The sequence below is a fragment of the Blastococcus aurantiacus genome, assembly GCF_900102425.1.
Lineage (GTDB): Bacteria > Actinomycetota > Actinomycetes > Mycobacteriales > Geodermatophilaceae > Blastococcus > Blastococcus aurantiacus.
Genome location: NZ_FNBT01000008.1, coordinates 90,809 through 105,216 on the forward strand (window position 1 = coordinate 90,809; position 14,408 = coordinate 105,216).

Below are 14,408 nucleotides of genomic sequence, written 5' to 3' on the forward strand. Positions count from 1 at the left end.
AGAGGCGAGGGTAGTGCGCGCGCCGGCGACCCCGGTCCGCCCGCTACTCCAGGATGGTCTGCCGCTCCGCCTCGATCCGGACGATGATCCGCTCGGACTCGATGTTCCCGTCGGGCAGCAGCGTGCTGATGACCGTGTAGTCGGGCCCTTCGGCCAGTTCGCGGGTGACCGGATGGAGCTCGGGACCGTCCTGGGTGGCTGCCACGGCGCCGCCCTACCCGGTGCCGTCCGGCGTCATCCGGGCGCCGTCACCGGCCGGGGACCGGGCAGGAGAGAATGCCCGGGACCGGCACCCAGCCGGAGCCGGGACGCGTTCCGGTGCGGCTCACCGGGAGGACGTCGACGTGGTCCAGGACGACGCCGCAGCGGCCCGCTCCGGGCTGCTGGGCCAGCTCGTGCGCTTCGCGATCGTCGGCGGCTTCAGCGCGATCGTCGACCTGTCGGTGTACTCGCTCGGCCTGCACCTGGGACTGTCCACCTACGTCGCGCGGGCGCTGAGCTTCGTCGCCGGCACCACCACCGCGTACGCGCTCAACCGGCGGTGGGCCTTCCAGGTGGAGGGCGGCGCGAGACGGGCAGGCGGCTTCGCGCTGCTCTACGGGACGACGTTCTTCCTGATCCTGGGCGTCAACGCGCTCGCCCTCGCCGTGCTGCCGGAGTCCTCGTGGCGGATCACGCTGGCCTGGGCGATCTCGCAGGGGCTGGGCACCGCCTGGAACTTCGTGATGCTGCGGCTGGTCGTCTTCCGCAACTGAGCCCGGTTCAGCCGACGCGCCGCTCCCAGCCGGGGCCGTGCGGCACGAGCAGGGCGGTGCGGACGTCGTCGTCGCGGCGGTCCAACCGCACCTCGAGGTGCTCGTCGGTCAGCTGCTCGACCAGCCCCTGCCCCCACTCGACGACGGTCACCGAGTCCGCCACGGTGACGTCGAGGTCCAGGTCGTCGACGTCGGCCGCACCGCCCAGGCGGTAGGCGTCCACGTGCACCAGCGGCAGCCGTCCCCCGGTGTGCACGCGGGCGATGACGAAGGTGGGCGAGGTGACCGGCTCGCTCACGCCCAGCCCGCGGCCCAGGCCCCGGGTCAGCGCGGTCTTCCCGGCGCCCAGCGGCCCGACCAGGATCACCAGGTCACCGGGGACGACGACGTCGGCGAGCGCCGCACCCAGCTGCTCGGTGTCCTCGACGGTGGGGAGCAGGTGCTCGGCCTTCACGCGGTTCCTCCCAGCGAGCCGGCGACGGCGGTGAGGTCGGCCAGCAGCCCGGCCCGGGGGGCGCCCTTCGGCCCGAACCGGATCGCGGCCGACGGGTGGTAGGTGGCCCAGACGGCCCGCCCGTCCACCTCGTGCGGGCGGCCGCGGACGGCGGCGAGCACGGTGCGGGGCCCGAGGAACCACTTCGCGGACGAGAGCCCCAGCGCGACCACGACGGGTGCGTCGAGGAGCTCGAGCTGACGGTGCAGCCACCCGCTGCACCGCGCCACCTCCGGGGCCTTCGGCGTCCGGTTGCCGGGCGGGCGGCACTTCACGATGTTGAGGACCGCCGCCTGCGCGCGGTCCAGTCCCGCCTCGGCCAGCAGCTGGTCCAGCAGCTGGCCGGACTTCCCGACGAACGGCCGGCCGGTCTCGTCCTCGGTGGCGCCCGGCGCCTCGCCGACCAGGACCAGTCGCGGACGTCCCGACGCCGGCACGTCGCCGACCACGACGTGCTGTCGGGTGGACGCCAGCTCGGGGCAGGCGACGCAGTCGCGGGCCACGGCGGCCAACTCGTCCCAGCCGGGGGCAGCAGCCGCGGTCCGCGCCACCTCCCCGGCGGTCGCGTCCAGCCGCGGCGGTCGCGGAGCCATCGTCAGCGCACCGCCGGCTGGGCGGCCGCGACCCGGCGCAGCAGCCCGGTGAGCGCCTCGTCGACCACGTCCGGCTTCTCCAGCAGGACCATGTGCCCCGCCTCCGGAACGACGACGAACTCGGCGTCCGGGAGCCGCTCCACGATCAGCTCGCTGTGCTCCTTGGGGATCATCCGGTCGGCGTCGCCGGTGAGCACCAGCGTCGGCACGCGGCGCAGCGGTTCCAGCGCCCCCGTCTCGTCCAGCCCCGCCAGCGCCGGGTAGAACTCCGCGATCACGTCGACCGGCGTCCCCGCGATCATGGCGTCGACGTAGTGGACCAGCGCCGGATCGACGTCGGGCGAGGCGAACGACAGCGAGCGGGTGACGACCGAGATGAGGTCCGCGGCCGCGCGCCGGGTGCCCTCGGCGATGGCCGGCCGGCGGCGCATCGTCCAGGCCGCGATCGGCAGCACCGCCGCCCGCACCCGCGTCAGGAACTCGGGGAGACCGAACGTGAGGTCCGCCAGGTTGCCGCTCGAGGTCGAGAGCAGGGCCGCCCCGACCACCCGGGTGCCGAACAGCTCGGGCCGCTCCGCGGCCAGCCCCATGACGGTCATCCCGCCCATGGAGTGGCCCACGAGCACGATCGGGCCGCGCGGCACCCGGGCCTCCAGCACCGCTGCCAGGTCGCACGCCAGCTGCTCGATGGTCGAGTGCTCGCTGGGCCCGCGCCCCGAGCCACCGTGCCCGCGCTGGTCGTAGAAGACCAGCCGGGCGGCGGGCCGGTGCCCGTTGGCGGTCGCCAGCTGCGCTCCCAGCGTGCGGCGCTGGAAGGCCCACGAGCCCATCGACAGGGTGTAACCGTGCACGAAGACGACGGTCAGGGGCGCGTCCGGCGGTCCGACCTCCTCCACGTTGAGCAGCACTCCGTCGTCGGCCCGCACCACGGCCGTGCGGTCGGCACGCCGCGCCTCCGCGCCGAGCGGGTCGTTGGCGCGCAGCTCGGCGTCGGGCACGGCGGCCAGGTCGGCCGGACGGAGGCCGCCGACGTCCAGCCGGCGCCGGGCGATGCGGGTGAGTGCCACCCCGGCGGCCGTCCCGGCGGCGGCCAGGCCGACCAGGGCGCCGACGACGCCGACGGTGTGCGCGCTGGGGTGCGGGAGCTGCGGTGCGCGGGCCATCAGACCGAACCGGCCGTGCCGACGTAGCGGCGGGTGAACCGGCCACCGACGCGGGTGACCAGCTCGTAGTGGATCGTGTCCGCGGCGTCGGCCCACTGCTGCGCCGTCGGCTCGCCGTCCTCGCCCGGGCCCCACAGCACCACGTCGTCGCCCGCGGCGACGGCGTCGTCCCCGAGGTCGAGAACGAATTGGTCCATGCACACGCGGCCGGCGATCCGCCGCTGCGCGCCCGCGGCCCACACCGGCGCCCGGTTGCCCACCGCGCGCGGGATGCCATCGGCGTAGCCGACCGGCACGAGGGCCAGCGTCGTCTCCCGATCCGTGGCGTAGGTGTGGCCGTAGGAGACGCCGGCACCGGCCGGCACCCGCTTGGTGTGCGCCACCTGGGCCCGCACCGTCATCGCGGGGCGCAGGCCGTACTGGCGGGGGTCGCCGCCCAGCGGGTCCAGCCCGTACAGGGCGATGCCGGGGCGCACCATGTCGAACCAGGTCTCCGGCAGCGCGATCGTCGCCGCCGAGTTGGCCAGGTGCCGCCGGGCGTCGGTCAGCCCCGCGTCCCGGGCGACGGCGACGGCCTCCTCGAAAGCCCGCACCTGGGCGCCGATCGTCGGGTGGGTGGGCGCGTCCGCGTAGGCCAGGTGGCTCCACAGCCCCACCACGGCGACGTCGCCGTCTCCCTGGGCGCGCGCCGCGGCGGCGACCAGGTCGGGCCAGACGTCCGGGGTGGCGCCCTCGCGGGAGAGCCCGGTGTCGGCGGCCAGGTGCACGCGGGCGGTCCGGCCCGCGGCGCGCGCGGCGGCGACCACCTCGTCCAGCCCCCAGCCGGCGTTGACCGACAGCTCGACGTCGGCGGCCAGCGCCGCGCCGACGTCGGCTCCCGGGCCGTTCAGCCAGGCGAGGACCGGCGCTGTGACGCCGGCCGCGCGCAGGGCGAGCGCCTCGTCGACGACGGCGACGCCGAGGGCGTCCGCCCCGCCGGCGAGGACGGCGCGGGCGGCGGGCACCAGGCCGTGGCCGTAGCCGTCGGCCTTGACCACGGCCATGAGCGGGCGGCCGACCCGCTCGCGCAGAACGGCGGTGTTCGCGGCGATCGCGTCGAGATCGACGACCACCTCGGCGCGGCCGGCTCCGGGTGTTGTCGTCACGCCGGTGAGTCTCCCAGGACGGCCGGCCCGACCCCGCGGACACGGCCGACGGCCTCGGGGAGCCGCCGGACGAGATCGCCGGCGACCAGGGGTCCCCGCTGCGCCGCGAGCTGCCCGGTGCGGCCGTGCAGGTGGGCGGCGACCGCGGCCGCCTCGACCGCCGGCAGGCCGGTGGCGGCGGAGGTGGCCAGGACCGCCCCGGCGATCCCGCTGAGGACGTCGCCGGTGCCCGCGGTGGCCAGGTCCGCCGTCCCGGTGCCGTTGACGAACGTCGTCCCGTCCGGGTCGGCCACGACGGTGGCGTCGCCCTTGAGCAGGACGACGGCGCCCAGGTCGGCGGCCAGCCGACGGGCCGCGCCGATCCGGTCGGTGCCGACCTCCGTCCCGAAGCGGGCGAACTCGCGGTCGTGCGGGGTGAGGACCGTCGGTGCGCTGCGCCGTCGCACCAGGTCGGGCTCCCGGGCCAGCAGCGTCAGGGCGTCGGCGTCGACCAGGACCGGGACGTCGGTGGCGAGCACCTCGGCCAGCACGGTGCGCGCGGCGTCGTCGGTCCCCGCACCCGGCCCGACGACCCACGCCTGCACGCGGCCGGCGCCCCCCGGTCCGCCCTCGGTCACGATCGCCTCCGGCCAGGCCGCCCGCACGCCGTCGGCCGCGCCGCCGGCGTAGCGGACCAGCCCCGGACGGGTGCGCAGCGCGGCGCCGGCGCACAGCACCCCGGCACCCGGGTAGGCCGCCGATCCGGCGAGGACGCCGACGACACCCTGCGAGTACTTGTCGTCCCCGGCGGACGGCGGCTCCAGGCGGGCGGCGACGTCGGCGTCGGTGAGCTGCCAGGCGGTCGGGGTGGGCAGGTGCGGGTCCAGCCCGAGGTCCACCAGGTGCACCTGCCCGGCGTGACCGCGCCCCTCCCCCACGACCAGCCCGCGCTTCACCGCGCCGAAGGTGACCGTGTGCATGGCGGGGAACGCGACGCCGTCCACCTCGCCGGTGGAGGCGTCGATGCCGCTGGGGACGTCGACGGCGACGGTGATGCCCGCTCCTGCTGCCGCCGCACGGGCGAGCACGGCCGCGTCCTGGCGCAGCCCGCCGCGACCGCCGATGCCCAGCATCCCGTCCAGCACGAGGTCGGCCCGCGCGACGACCGCCTCCGCTCCGGGGTTCCGTGCCGGCACGACGCGACCGCCGGACCGGCGCAGTGCCGTGAGACCCGCCCCGTGCGCCCGGTCAGGGGTCAGCAGGACGGCGGTGACGCGGGCGCCGCGTCCGGCCAGCCGCGCCCCGGCGAACAGCGCGTCGCCTCCGTTGTTGCCACTGCCCACCAGCAGCGCGACGCGCCGGCCGTAGACGGGGCCGAGCAGCCGGCCGCACACCGCGGCCAGACCGGCCGCGGCGCGCTGCATGAGCGCCCCCTCGGGCGTCGCGGCCAGCAGCGGCTCCTCGGCCGCCCGGACCTCCTCGGCGGTGAACAGCCCGATCACTCGGCGTCCCCGCGGACCACGCCCTCGGCCACGACCACCGCCGAGGCGATGCCGCCGTCGTGGCTGAGCGAGACGTGCCAGCCGCTCACCCCGAGCTGGGCGGCGCGGCCGGCGACGCTCCCCCGCACCTCCAGGTGCGGCCGGCCGCGGTCGCCGACGATGACCTCCGCGTCGTGCCACCGCAGGTCGCCGGGGGCGCCGAGCGCCTTGGCCAGCGCCTCCTTGGCGGCGAACCGCGCGGCCAGGGACTCGGCGGTGCGAGGCGCGCCCGAGGGCGTGTGCTGCTCGGCGGAGGTGAACAACCGGTCGCGCAGACCCGGCGTGCGGACGAGCGACGCCGCGAACCGCTCGACCGGCACGACGTCGATCCCGATCCCGATGATCACCGGGTCAGTCTGCCTGGTGACGGGATGAAACGGCCCCTCGGCCGGGTCCCGCCGCGGGCGTGCGGGCGGTGGGGGCCGAGGGGTCCTTCTGCTATTCGACGGTGACGCTCTTGGCGAGGTTGCGGGGCTGGTCGACGTCGTAGCCGCGGGTGTCGGCGATCTCGCAGGCCAGCACCTGCAGCGGCACCGTGGTGACCACCGGCGCGAGCAGCGTCGGGGTGCGCGGCACGCGGATGAGGTGGTCGGCGTAGGGCACGACGTCCTCGTCGCCCTCCTCGGCGATCACGATGGTCCGGGCGCCGCGGGCGCGGACCTCCTGGATGTTGGACACCACCTTCCCGTGCACCGACTCGCGGCTCCGCGGGGAGGGCACGATTACGACGACCGGCGTCCCCTGGTCGATGACGGCGATGGGCCCGTGCTTGAGCTCGCCGGCCGCGAAGCCCTCGGCGTGGATGTAGGCGAGCTCCTTGAGCTTGAGGGCACCCTCCAGCGCCACCGGGAACCCGACGTGCCGACCGAGGAACAGGACGGTGTCCGCGTCGGCGAGCGAGCGGCCCAGGGCGCGGACCTCCTCCATGCTCGCCAGGACCGTCGCGACGGCGTCGGGCAGCTTGCGCAGATCGTCGACGATGGCGGCGATCTCGTCCTCGTACTTCATGCCGCGCACCTGGGCCAGGAAGAGCCCCACCAGGTAGCAGGCGACGATCTGGCTGAGGAAGGCCTTCGTCGAGGCGACCGCGATCTCAGGACCGGCGTGCGTGTAGAGGACGGCGTCGGACTCGCGCGGGATGGTGGACCCGTTGGCGTTGCAGATGGCCAGCACGCGGGCCTTCTGCTCCTTGGCGTGCCGCAGCGCCATCAGCGTGTCCATGGTCTCGCCCGACTGGCTGATGACGATGACCAGCGTGGAGCGGTCGAGCACCGGGTCGCGGTAGCGGAACTCGCTCGCCACCTCGACCTCGACCGGGATGCGCGTCCAGTGCTCGATCGCGTACTTGGCGATGAGGCCGGCGTGGTACGACGTGCCGCACGAGACGACGAAGATCTTGTCGATGTCGCGCAGTTCCTGGTCCGACAGCCGCACCTCGTCGAGCACCAGCTGGCCCTGCTCGCCCAGCCGGCCCAGCAGGGTGTCGGCGATGGCCTTGGGCTGCTCGGCGATCTCCTTGAGCATGAACCAGTCGTAGCCGTCCTTCTCGGCGGCGGCGGCGTCCCAGTCGACCGTGTAGGCGGTCGGCTCGACAGCGGCCCCGGCGAAGTCGGTGACGGTCACCCCGCGGGCGCGGTCGATCTCGACGACCTGGTCCTGGCCGAGCTCCAGGGCGTTGCGGGTGTGGCCGATGAACGCCGCGACGTCGGAGCCCAGGAAATACTCCGCAGTACCGTCGGCTGTCTCTCCGATGCCGACCACCAGCGGGCTGCTGCGCCGCGCGGCGACGAGGGTGTCCGGCTCGGCGGCGTGGGTGGCGACGAGGGTGAAGGCGCCCTCGAGCCGGCGGCAGACCGCCCGCATCGCCTCGGCCAGCCGGCCCGCGCCCTCGGGGGCGTCGGCGTACGCGGCGGCCAGCAGGTGCCCCGCCACCTCGGTGTCGGTCTCCGAGGTGAACTCGATGCCGGTGCGTTCGCACTCGGCACGCAGCGAGGCGAAGTTCTCGATGATGCCGTTGTGGACGACGGCGACTCGGCCGTCGGCGGAGACGTGGGGGTGCGCGTTGCGGTCGGTCGGGCCGCCGTGGGTGGCCCACCGGGTGTGCCCGATGGCCGTGGTGGCCGCGGGCAGCGGCCGCTCGGCCAGGACCTTCTCCAGGTTGGCGAGCTTCCCGGCCTTCTTCGCCGTCGTCAGCTCACCGTCGGCCAGCACCGCGATCCCGGCGGAGTCGTACCCCCGGTACTCGAGCCGGCGCAGGCCCTCCAGGACGACGTCCCGGGCATCCTGCGGGCCGACGTATCCCACGATTCCGCACATTCGCACGAGGGTACCGGGGGCCGGCACCCGATCGGGGCATCCGCGGACCGGCCCACCCCGCACGGGGCAGCAGCCGGGCTGCCGCGGGCCTCAGCCGGCGCGGGCGACGACGTCCGCGAGCCGGCCGGCCACGGCGTCTGCCTGGTCCTGCGTGGGCGCCTCGACCATCACGCGGACCAGCTGCTCGGTCCCGGAGGGACGCAGCAGCACCCTGCCGTTGTCGCCGAGCTCGTCCTCGACGGCGCGCACGGCCTCGGCGACCTCGGCGCTGCCCGCGACCGCGGCCCGGTCGACGACCGGCACGTTGATCAGGATCTGCGGCAGCTTCTGCACCACGGCGGCCAGCTCGGCCAGCGAGGCGCCGGTCCCTGCCATGCGCGCCATGAGCGCGAGGCCGGTGAGCAGCCCGTCGCCGGTGGTGGCGTGGTCGAGGAACACCAGGTGACCGCTCTGCTCGCCGCCCAGGCTCAGGTTGCCCGCGCGGAGCGCCTCGAGCACGTAGCGGTCGCCGACGGCGGTGGTCTGCACCGCGATGCCGGCGTCGCGCATCGCGTGGTGGAAGCCGAGGTTGCTCATGACCGTGGCCACGACCGTGGCGTCGGTGAGGGCGCCTCGCTCCTGGAGCGCCAGGGCGCAGACGGCCAGGATCTCGTCGCCGTCGACGACGTCACCCGCCGCCGTCACCGCCAGGCAGCGGTCGGCGTCGCCGTCGTGGGCCAGGCCCAGGTCGGCACCCTGCGCACGGACCGCCTCGATCAGCGGTTCCAGGTGGGTCGAGCCGATCCCGTCGTTGATGTTCCAGCCGTCCGGCGCGCAGCCGATGGCGTGCACCGTGGCGCCCGCGCGGCGGTACACCTCGGGCGCGACGGCCGCGGCCGCGCCGTGCGCGCCGTCCACGACGACGGAGATGCCGCGCAGCGGCTGGTCGACCGCCGCCAGCAGGTGGGCCTCGTAGTCGTCGACCGCGTTCGTGAGCGCGCGCACGCGGCCGATGCCCGCCCCGGTCGGCCGGAAGCCGGCCGGGTGGCCGTCGGCCACGGACTCCTCGATCGCCGCCTCGACGGCGTCGGGGAGCTTGTGCCCGCCACGGCTGAACAGCTTGATGCCGTTGTCGGGCATGGGGTTGTGGCTCGCCGAGATCATCACGCCGAGGTCGGCGCCGGTCGACCCGGTCAGGTGGGCCAGGGCCGGCGTGGGGACCACACCGGCGAGGAGCACCTCGGCCCCCGCGCTCGCCAGCCCCGCCACGACGGCGGCCTCGAGCATCTCCCCGCTGGCCCGGGGGTCACGGCCGACGACCGCGACGGGACGCGAGGTCCCGTCGCGGTCGGCGAGCACGCCTGCGGCGGCCCGGGCCACCGAGAGCGCCAGCTCCGGCGTGAGGTCGGCGTTCGCACGACCCCGGACGCCGTCGGTCCCGAAGAGTCTCCCCCCCATGGCCGACGCAGCCGTGCCGGTCAGCGCTTGGAGTACTGGGGCGCCTTGCGGGCCTTCTTCAGCCCGTACTTCTTGCGCTCCGTGACCCGCGGGTCGCGGGTGAGGAAGCCGGCCTTCTTGAGGGCCGGACGGTCGTCCGCCTCGATCTCGATCAGCGCGCGGGCGATGGCCAGGCGCAGCGCACCGGCCTGCCCGGACACGCCGCCGCCGTGGAGGAGACCGATGACGTCGTACTGCTCCGCCTTCTCGAGGATGACGAACGGCTCACGGATGAGCTGCTGGTGCACCTTGTTCGGGAAGTAGTCCTCGATGGTGCGGCCGTTGAGCTTGAACTGACCGGTGCCGGGCACGAGGCGCACGCGGACGATGGCCTCCTTGCGGCGGCCGACGGTTTGGATCGGACGCCCGTCGGCGTCGGTCACGGTCGGAGCGCTGGTCACTGGGCCACCTGCTTGATCTCGTAGTTCTGGGGCTGCTGCGCAGCGTGGGGGTGCTCGGGGCCCGCGTAGACCTTGAGCTTCTTGAGCATCTGACGGCCCAGGCTGTTGTGCGGCAGCATGCCCTTGATCGCGCGCTCGATGACGCGGTCGGGGTGGGTGCGCAGCTGGTCGCCGACGTTGATGGTCTTCAGACCACCCGGGTGGCCGGAGTGCCGGTAGGCCACCTTGTCGTCCCGCTTGCTGCCCGTGAGGGCGACCTTCCCGGCGTTGACGATGACGACGAAGTCACCGACGTCGACGTGCGGGGCGTACTGCGGCTTGTGCTTGCCGCGCAGGAGCTGCGCGGTCTGGCTGGCCAGTCGGCCGAGCACCACATCGGTGGCGTCGATGACGAGCCAGGCCCGGTCGATCTCGCCGGGCTTGGGGGTGTACGTGCGCACGGCGCTCGTGTCCTCCGTCGTTGTCGGGAAGGCTGGTGGGATCGCCTCACCGAGCACGGGAGACGTAGCTGCACGCGCGGCACCAGCCGGCACACGCGCCAACCGAGCACGATACCAGCCGTGAGAGGCCCCCCTTCCCCCCGCACCTCGCACGCTCGGCGCGGAACCCTGGAGGGGGGGCGTTCCATCAGCTCACTTCGCGCAGCCGTCCCGTCGTGACGTCGTAGACCGTCCCCCGGACCTCGTGCGACAGCAGGTACGGGCTCTCCCGGATCAGGCGGATCGACTCGCGCACGTCCTGGTCCACGTCGGTGAACGCCCGGGCCGCCCATGGCGGGCGCCGGCCCGTCGCCTGCTCCACGGTGTCGGCGAAGGAGACGTCGTCGGTGGTCTGCAGCCCGCACTCGGTGTGGTGCACCAGCACGATCTCGCGGGTGCCCAGGGCGTGCTGGCTGATCGTCAGCGACCGGATGACGTCCTCGGTGATGACGCCGCCGGCGTTGCGGATGACGTGGGCGTCGCCGACCTCCAGGCCGAGCACGCCGAACAGCGGGATGCGCGCGTCCATGCACGCCACAACGGCCACCTTGCGGGCCGGGCGCACCGGCTTGCTGCCGGGGAACTCCTTCGCCCACTGCTGGTTCGCCTCGAGCATCCGGTCGATCTCGGCCACGCGTCCTCCTTGCCGTCCTGGTCGCTGGGAGGTTAACCGGGGCGCCGGGCATCCGCTCCCGGACCGCCGGCCCCGGGCCGTGATCCCCTCGGACGGGCGACGGTCCCGGCCCCGGCGGCCCCGGCCCGGACCATCGGCGAGGATGGGCCGGTGCGGACGGTCGAGGAACACCAGGCTGCGGTCGCCGCCCTGCTGCCGCGGCTGCCCGAGGAGCGGGTGCCGCTGGCCGAGGCGCACGGCCGGGTGCTGGCGCGCGACGTGACCGCCGCCGTCGCGCTGCCCGGCTTCGACAACTCCGCGATGGACGGCTACGCCGCGCGGTGGGACGAGGTGGGCGGCGCGACGGAGCGACCGGTCCGGCTGCCCGTGGCCGAGGACATCCCCGCCGGACGCAGCGACGTCGTCCCCCTCGCGCCGGGCACGGTGCACCGGATCATGACCGGCGCCCCGCTGCCCCCCGGCGCTGACGTCGTCGTCCCGGTGGAGCTCACCGACGGCGGCACCGGGCAGGTGGAGATCCGCGACTCCCCCGCCGCCGGCACGCACCTCCGGCGGGCGGGCGAGGACATCGCCGCCGGCGCCGTCGCGCTGTCGGCCGGCTCGGCGCTGGGGGCCGCCCAGCTGGGGCTGGCCGCCGCGGTCGGCCTGACCGACGTGCCGGTCCGTCGCCGGCCGCGGGTGCTGGTCCTGTCGACCGGGAGCGAGCTGGTGGCCCCCGGCGAGCCGCTGGCACCCGGCCAGATCTACGAGTCCAACTCGCTGTTGCTCGCCGCGGCGGTCGAGGAGGCCGGGGGGCTGCCCCGGCGGCTGCACTTCGTGCCCGACGACGTCGACCAGTTCCTCGCCACGGTGCGCGCGGAACTGGCGACGGCGGACCTGCTGATCACCAGCGGCGGTGTCAGCGCCGGCGCCTACGAGGTCGTCAAGGACGCCTTCCGCGGACTGGGCACCGTCGAGTTCGGCAAGGTCGCGATGCAGCCGGGCGGACCGCAGGGCGCGGGCACCGTCGACGGCGTCCCGGTCGTCACCCTGCCCGGGAACCCGGTGAGCGCCTTCGTGTCCTTCGAGGTGTTCGTCCGGCCGGCGCTCCGCCGGGCCCTGGGGCACGCCTCCCCGGACCGGCTGCGCGCCCCCGCCCGGCTGACCGGACCGCTGCGCTCGCCCGCGGGCCGCCGGCAGTTCCTGCGCGGGTACGTGGAGGGTGGCGAGGTGTCGCAGGTCGGCGGGCCGGGCTCGCACCTGGTCGCGCACCTGGCGCGGGCGAATTGCCTGGTCGTCGTCCCCGAGGACGTCACCGAACTGACCGCCGGCGCCGAGGTCGACGTCGTGCTGATCGAAGGAGCGCTGCGATGACCGGACCCCGGCTCACCCACGTCGACGAGGCCGGTGCCGCGCGCATGGTCGACGTCAGCGCCAAGGAGGTGACCGCGCGCGAGGCGACCGCTGCCGGACGGGTGCTGGTGAGCTCCGAGGTGGTGGCCCTGCTCCGCGGCACGGGCGTGCCGAAGGGCGACGCCGTCGCAGTGGCGCGGATCGCGGGGATCGCCGGGGCCAAGCGGACGCCGGACCTCGTGCCGCTGTGCCACCCGATCGCGCTGCACGGGGTCACCGTCGACATCGAGGTGGCCGACGACGCCGTCGAGATCACCGCGACCGCACGCACCGCGGACCGCACCGGGGTGGAGATGGAGGCGCTCACCGCGGTCACCGTCACCGGGCTCACGATGATCGACATGGTGAAGGCCGTCGACCCGCGCGCCTCGATCACCGACGTCCGGTTGCTGCGGAAGTCCGGCGGCAAGAGCGGGCTGTGGACGAGGTGAGCCAGCTGCCGGGGGGCGCGCGTGCACTGGTGGTCACCGCGTCGAACAGGGCCGCCGCCGGGGTCTACGAGGACCGCAGCGGACGGGTGCTGGCCGCCGGCCTCGCCGAGCTCGGGTTCGGGGTGGAGGGCCCGAAGGTCCTCCCCGACGACGCCGTCGAGATCGAGGACGTGCTGCGCGCGGCGGTGGACGCCGGCATCGAGGTCGTGCTCACCACCGGCGGCACCGGGCTCTCCCCCACCGACGTCACCCCGGAGGCCACCCGCCGGGTGCTGGAGCGCGAGGCGCCGGGCATCGCCGAGGCCGTCCGCCGCTACGGCGCGGACAACGGGGTGCCGACGGCGGTGCTGTCCCGTGGGCTGGCCGGGACAGCGGGTCGCACCCTGATCATCAACCTGCCCGGCTCCACCGGCGGCGTGACGGACGCCCTGGCGGTGCTCGGGCCCCTGCTCCCCCACGTCGTCAGCCAGCTGCGCGGCGGGGACCACCCCGCCTAGCGCGCCCCCCGCCGCGGGCTCAGGACCGGTGGCTCCGCCACCCGATCAGTCCGGCGGTGACCACAACCAGCGCTCCGCCGGTCGCGATGCCGTACCCGGAGGCGTCCTGGTCGGAGAGGGCGACCTGCAGCAGGCCGAGGACGGCGAAGGCACCCCCGGCCCCGACCAGGCCCCGCAGCCGGCTGCCGCGCACGGTCATCCCCACCTCTCCCGGTCGCGCCACCCCGACCTCGCGGCCACCGTAGCGCCGGAGGACGCCTACGCGGGGAGGACGATCCGCTCCGTGCGGGTGTAGACGTTGCAGCCGTCGCCACGCAGGAAGCCCACCAGCGTGATGCCCACCTCGCGGGCCAGCTCCACCGCCAGGGACGACGGCGCGGAGACGGCCGCGAGCACCGGGATGCCGGCCATCGCCGCCTTCTGCGTCAGCTCGAAGCTGGCCCGCCCGCTCACCATCAGCACCTGACCGGCCAGGGGCAGTCGGCCCGCGCGGACGCCGTCCCCGATGACCTTGTCCACCGCGTTGTGCCGGCCGACGTCCTCCCGCAGGGCGACCAGCCCGCCGTCCCCGGTGAACAGCCCGGCGGCGTGCAGCCCCCCGGTCTTGTCGAAGACCTCCTGCTCCGCGCGCAGCCGGTCGGGCAGCGCCAGCAGAGTGCCCAGCGGCAACCGGAGCGCGTCCGCCGCGACGTCGTGCACCGTCTTCGTGCGGATGGCGTCGATGCTGGCCTTGCCGCAGACGCCGCAGGAGCTGGACGTGTAGAAGTTCCGTTCCAGGCCGGTGTCCGGGATGGGGACGCCGGGCGCGAGGTCGACGTCCACCACGTTGTAGGTGTTCCGTCCGTCGGCGTCGACGGAGTCGCAGTAGCGGAGTCCGGCGATGTCGTCGGGGCCGCCGATGACGCCCTCGGTGGCCAGGAAGCCGTGCACCAGGTCGAAGTCGTCCCCCGGCGTGCGCATGGTGACCGCCAGCGGAGTCCCGGCCAGCCGGATCTCCAGCGGCTCCTCGGCCGCCACCGTGTCGGGTCGGGTGTTGCGCTGCGCGCCGCGGATGCGCAGCACCGGCGTCCGGCTGGTGACTCGTCCCACGGCAGCGACGGTACCCACGACCCC

The 14,408-nt window shown here is 75.1% G+C and carries 18 protein-coding genes; 4 read left to right on the forward strand and 14 right to left on the reverse strand.

The features are described 5' to 3' along the window. Positions 1 to 43 precede the first annotated feature (43 nt). Positions 44 to 205 carry a hypothetical protein gene (locus BLS70_RS20880; RefSeq protein WP_176946450.1) on the reverse strand — a complete coding sequence of 54 codons (162 nt, stop codon included), beginning with the start codon at positions 203 to 205 and terminating at the stop codon, positions 44 to 46. Between the two features lie 139 nt (positions 206 to 344). Between BLS70_RS20880 and BLS70_RS16115 the strand changes: the two genes are divergently transcribed. Further along, positions 345 to 755 carry a GtrA family protein gene (locus tag BLS70_RS16115; RefSeq protein WP_091770073.1) on the forward strand — a complete coding sequence of 137 codons (411 nt, stop codon included), beginning with the start codon at positions 345 to 347 and terminating at the stop codon, positions 753 to 755. Between the two features lie 7 nt (positions 756 to 762). On the opposite strand, the gene tsaE is transcribed toward BLS70_RS16115, so the two are convergent. From tsaE to BLS70_RS16170, 11 genes are all read right to left on the reverse strand, one after another. Beyond that, positions 763 to 1,209, reverse strand: a complete 447-nt coding sequence (tsaE, locus tag BLS70_RS16120) for a tRNA (adenosine(37)-N6)-threonylcarbamoyltransferase complex ATPase subunit type 1 TsaE (protein ID WP_091770075.1) — start codon at positions 1,207 to 1,209, stop codon at positions 763 to 765. Next, positions 1,206 to 1,841 (reverse strand): uracil-DNA glycosylase, encoded by a 636-nt coding sequence (locus BLS70_RS16125; protein ID WP_091770077.1) that lies wholly within the window; start codon positions 1,839 to 1,841, stop codon positions 1,206 to 1,208. Before BLS70_RS16125 ends, tsaE begins: the two co-directional genes overlap by 4 nt. Positions 1,842 to 1,843: 2 nt before the next feature. Continuing rightward, positions 1,844 to 3,004: an alpha/beta fold hydrolase gene (locus BLS70_RS16130; RefSeq protein WP_091770079.1), complete on the reverse strand. Its 1,161-nt coding sequence runs from the start codon at positions 3,002 to 3,004 to the stop codon at positions 1,844 to 1,846. Beyond that, the gene (alr, locus tag BLS70_RS16135) at positions 3,004 to 4,149 is read right to left on the reverse strand and encodes an alanine racemase (RefSeq protein WP_091770081.1); all 1,146 of its coding nucleotides are present in this window, start codon (positions 4,147 to 4,149) and stop codon (positions 3,004 to 3,006) included. Before alr ends, BLS70_RS16130 begins: the two co-directional genes overlap by 1 nt. Next, positions 4,146 to 5,630: an NAD(P)H-hydrate dehydratase gene (locus tag BLS70_RS16140; RefSeq protein WP_176946451.1), complete on the reverse strand. Its 1,485-nt coding sequence runs from the start codon at positions 5,628 to 5,630 to the stop codon at positions 4,146 to 4,148. Before BLS70_RS16140 ends, alr begins: the two co-directional genes overlap by 4 nt. Continuing rightward, positions 5,627 to 6,016 (reverse strand): holo-ACP synthase, encoded by a 390-nt coding sequence (locus tag BLS70_RS16145; RefSeq protein ID WP_091770083.1) that lies wholly within the window; start codon positions 6,014 to 6,016, stop codon positions 5,627 to 5,629. The genes BLS70_RS16140 and BLS70_RS16145 overlap by 4 nt, the downstream gene beginning before the upstream one ends. Before the next feature lie 91 nt (positions 6,017 to 6,107). Next, positions 6,108 to 7,985, reverse strand: a complete 1,878-nt coding sequence (glmS, locus tag BLS70_RS16150; RefSeq protein WP_091770085.1) for a glutamine--fructose-6-phosphate transaminase (isomerizing) — start codon at positions 7,983 to 7,985, stop codon at positions 6,108 to 6,110. Between the two features lie 90 nt (positions 7,986 to 8,075). Next, entirely contained in the window at positions 8,076 to 9,422 is a 1,347-nt protein-coding gene (gene glmM, locus BLS70_RS16155) for a phosphoglucosamine mutase (RefSeq protein WP_091770087.1), read from the reverse strand. Positions 9,423 to 9,442: 20 nt separating this feature from the next. Continuing rightward, positions 9,443 to 9,862: a 30S ribosomal protein S9 gene (rpsI, locus tag BLS70_RS16160; protein ID WP_091770089.1), complete on the reverse strand. Its 420-nt coding sequence runs from the start codon at positions 9,860 to 9,862 to the stop codon at positions 9,443 to 9,445. Next, positions 9,859 to 10,302: a 50S ribosomal protein L13 gene (gene rplM / locus BLS70_RS16165; protein WP_091770091.1), complete on the reverse strand. Its 444-nt coding sequence runs from the start codon at positions 10,300 to 10,302 to the stop codon at positions 9,859 to 9,861. Before rplM ends, rpsI begins: the two co-directional genes overlap by 4 nt. 187 nt (positions 10,303 to 10,489) lie before the next feature. After that, positions 10,490 to 10,975, reverse strand: coding sequence for a beta-class carbonic anhydrase (locus BLS70_RS16170; protein WP_091770092.1), 486 nt, complete (start codon positions 10,973 to 10,975; stop codon positions 10,490 to 10,492). Between the two features lie 150 nt (positions 10,976 to 11,125). Here BLS70_RS16170 and moeA point away from each other — a divergent pair, with 150 nt between their 5' ends. From moeA to BLS70_RS16185, 3 genes are read left to right on the forward strand one after another with little or no spacing between them, the layout of a single operon-like run. Then, positions 11,126 to 12,328: a molybdopterin molybdotransferase MoeA gene (gene moeA / locus BLS70_RS16175; protein WP_091770094.1), complete on the forward strand. Its 1,203-nt coding sequence runs from the start codon at positions 11,126 to 11,128 to the stop codon at positions 12,326 to 12,328. After that, on the forward strand, positions 12,325 to 12,798 hold the full coding sequence (gene moaC / locus BLS70_RS16180; RefSeq protein WP_091770096.1) for a cyclic pyranopterin monophosphate synthase MoaC: 474 nt from the start codon (positions 12,325 to 12,327) through the stop codon (positions 12,796 to 12,798). The genes moeA and moaC overlap by 4 nt, the downstream gene beginning before the upstream one ends. After that, positions 12,786 to 13,295: a MogA/MoaB family molybdenum cofactor biosynthesis protein gene (locus BLS70_RS16185; protein WP_255362523.1), complete on the forward strand. Its 510-nt coding sequence runs from the start codon at positions 12,786 to 12,788 to the stop codon at positions 13,293 to 13,295. Before moaC ends, BLS70_RS16185 begins: the two co-directional genes overlap by 13 nt. A gap of 19 nt (positions 13,296 to 13,314) precedes the next feature. Here the strand turns inward: BLS70_RS16185 and BLS70_RS16190 are convergent, their stop codons facing one another. Both BLS70_RS16190 and fdhD read right to left on the reverse strand, forming a co-directional pair. Then, the gene (locus BLS70_RS16190; protein ID WP_091770098.1) at positions 13,315 to 13,494 is read right to left on the reverse strand and encodes a hypothetical protein; all 180 of its coding nucleotides are present in this window, start codon (positions 13,492 to 13,494) and stop codon (positions 13,315 to 13,317) included. A gap of 59 nt (positions 13,495 to 13,553) precedes the next feature. Then, positions 13,554 to 14,384: a formate dehydrogenase accessory sulfurtransferase FdhD gene (gene fdhD, locus BLS70_RS16195; RefSeq protein WP_091770100.1), complete on the reverse strand. Its 831-nt coding sequence runs from the start codon at positions 14,382 to 14,384 to the stop codon at positions 13,554 to 13,556. Positions 14,385 to 14,408 lie beyond the last annotated feature (24 nt).

Coding starts and splice junctions, on each gene's coding strand:
- BLS70_RS16125 (WP_091770077.1), bottom strand. CDS start 1,841: ATGGCTCCGCGACCGCCGCGGCTGGACGCGACCGCCGGGGAGGTGGCG.
- BLS70_RS16130 (WP_091770079.1), bottom strand. CDS start 3,004: ATGGCCCGCGCACCGCAGCTCCCGCACCCCAGCGCGCACACCGTCGGC.
- glmS (WP_091770085.1), bottom strand. CDS start 7,985: ATGTGCGGAATCGTGGGATACGTCGGCCCGCAGGATGCCCGGGACGTC.
- glmM (WP_091770087.1), bottom strand. CDS start 9,422: ATGGGGGGGAGACTCTTCGGGACCGACGGCGTCCGGGGTCGTGCGAAC.
- moaC (WP_091770096.1), top strand. CDS start 12,325: ATGACCGGACCCCGGCTCACCCACGTCGACGAGGCCGGTGCCGCGCGC.
- BLS70_RS16190 (WP_091770098.1), bottom strand. CDS start 13,494: ATGACCGTGCGCGGCAGCCGGCTGCGGGGCCTGGTCGGGGCCGGGGGT.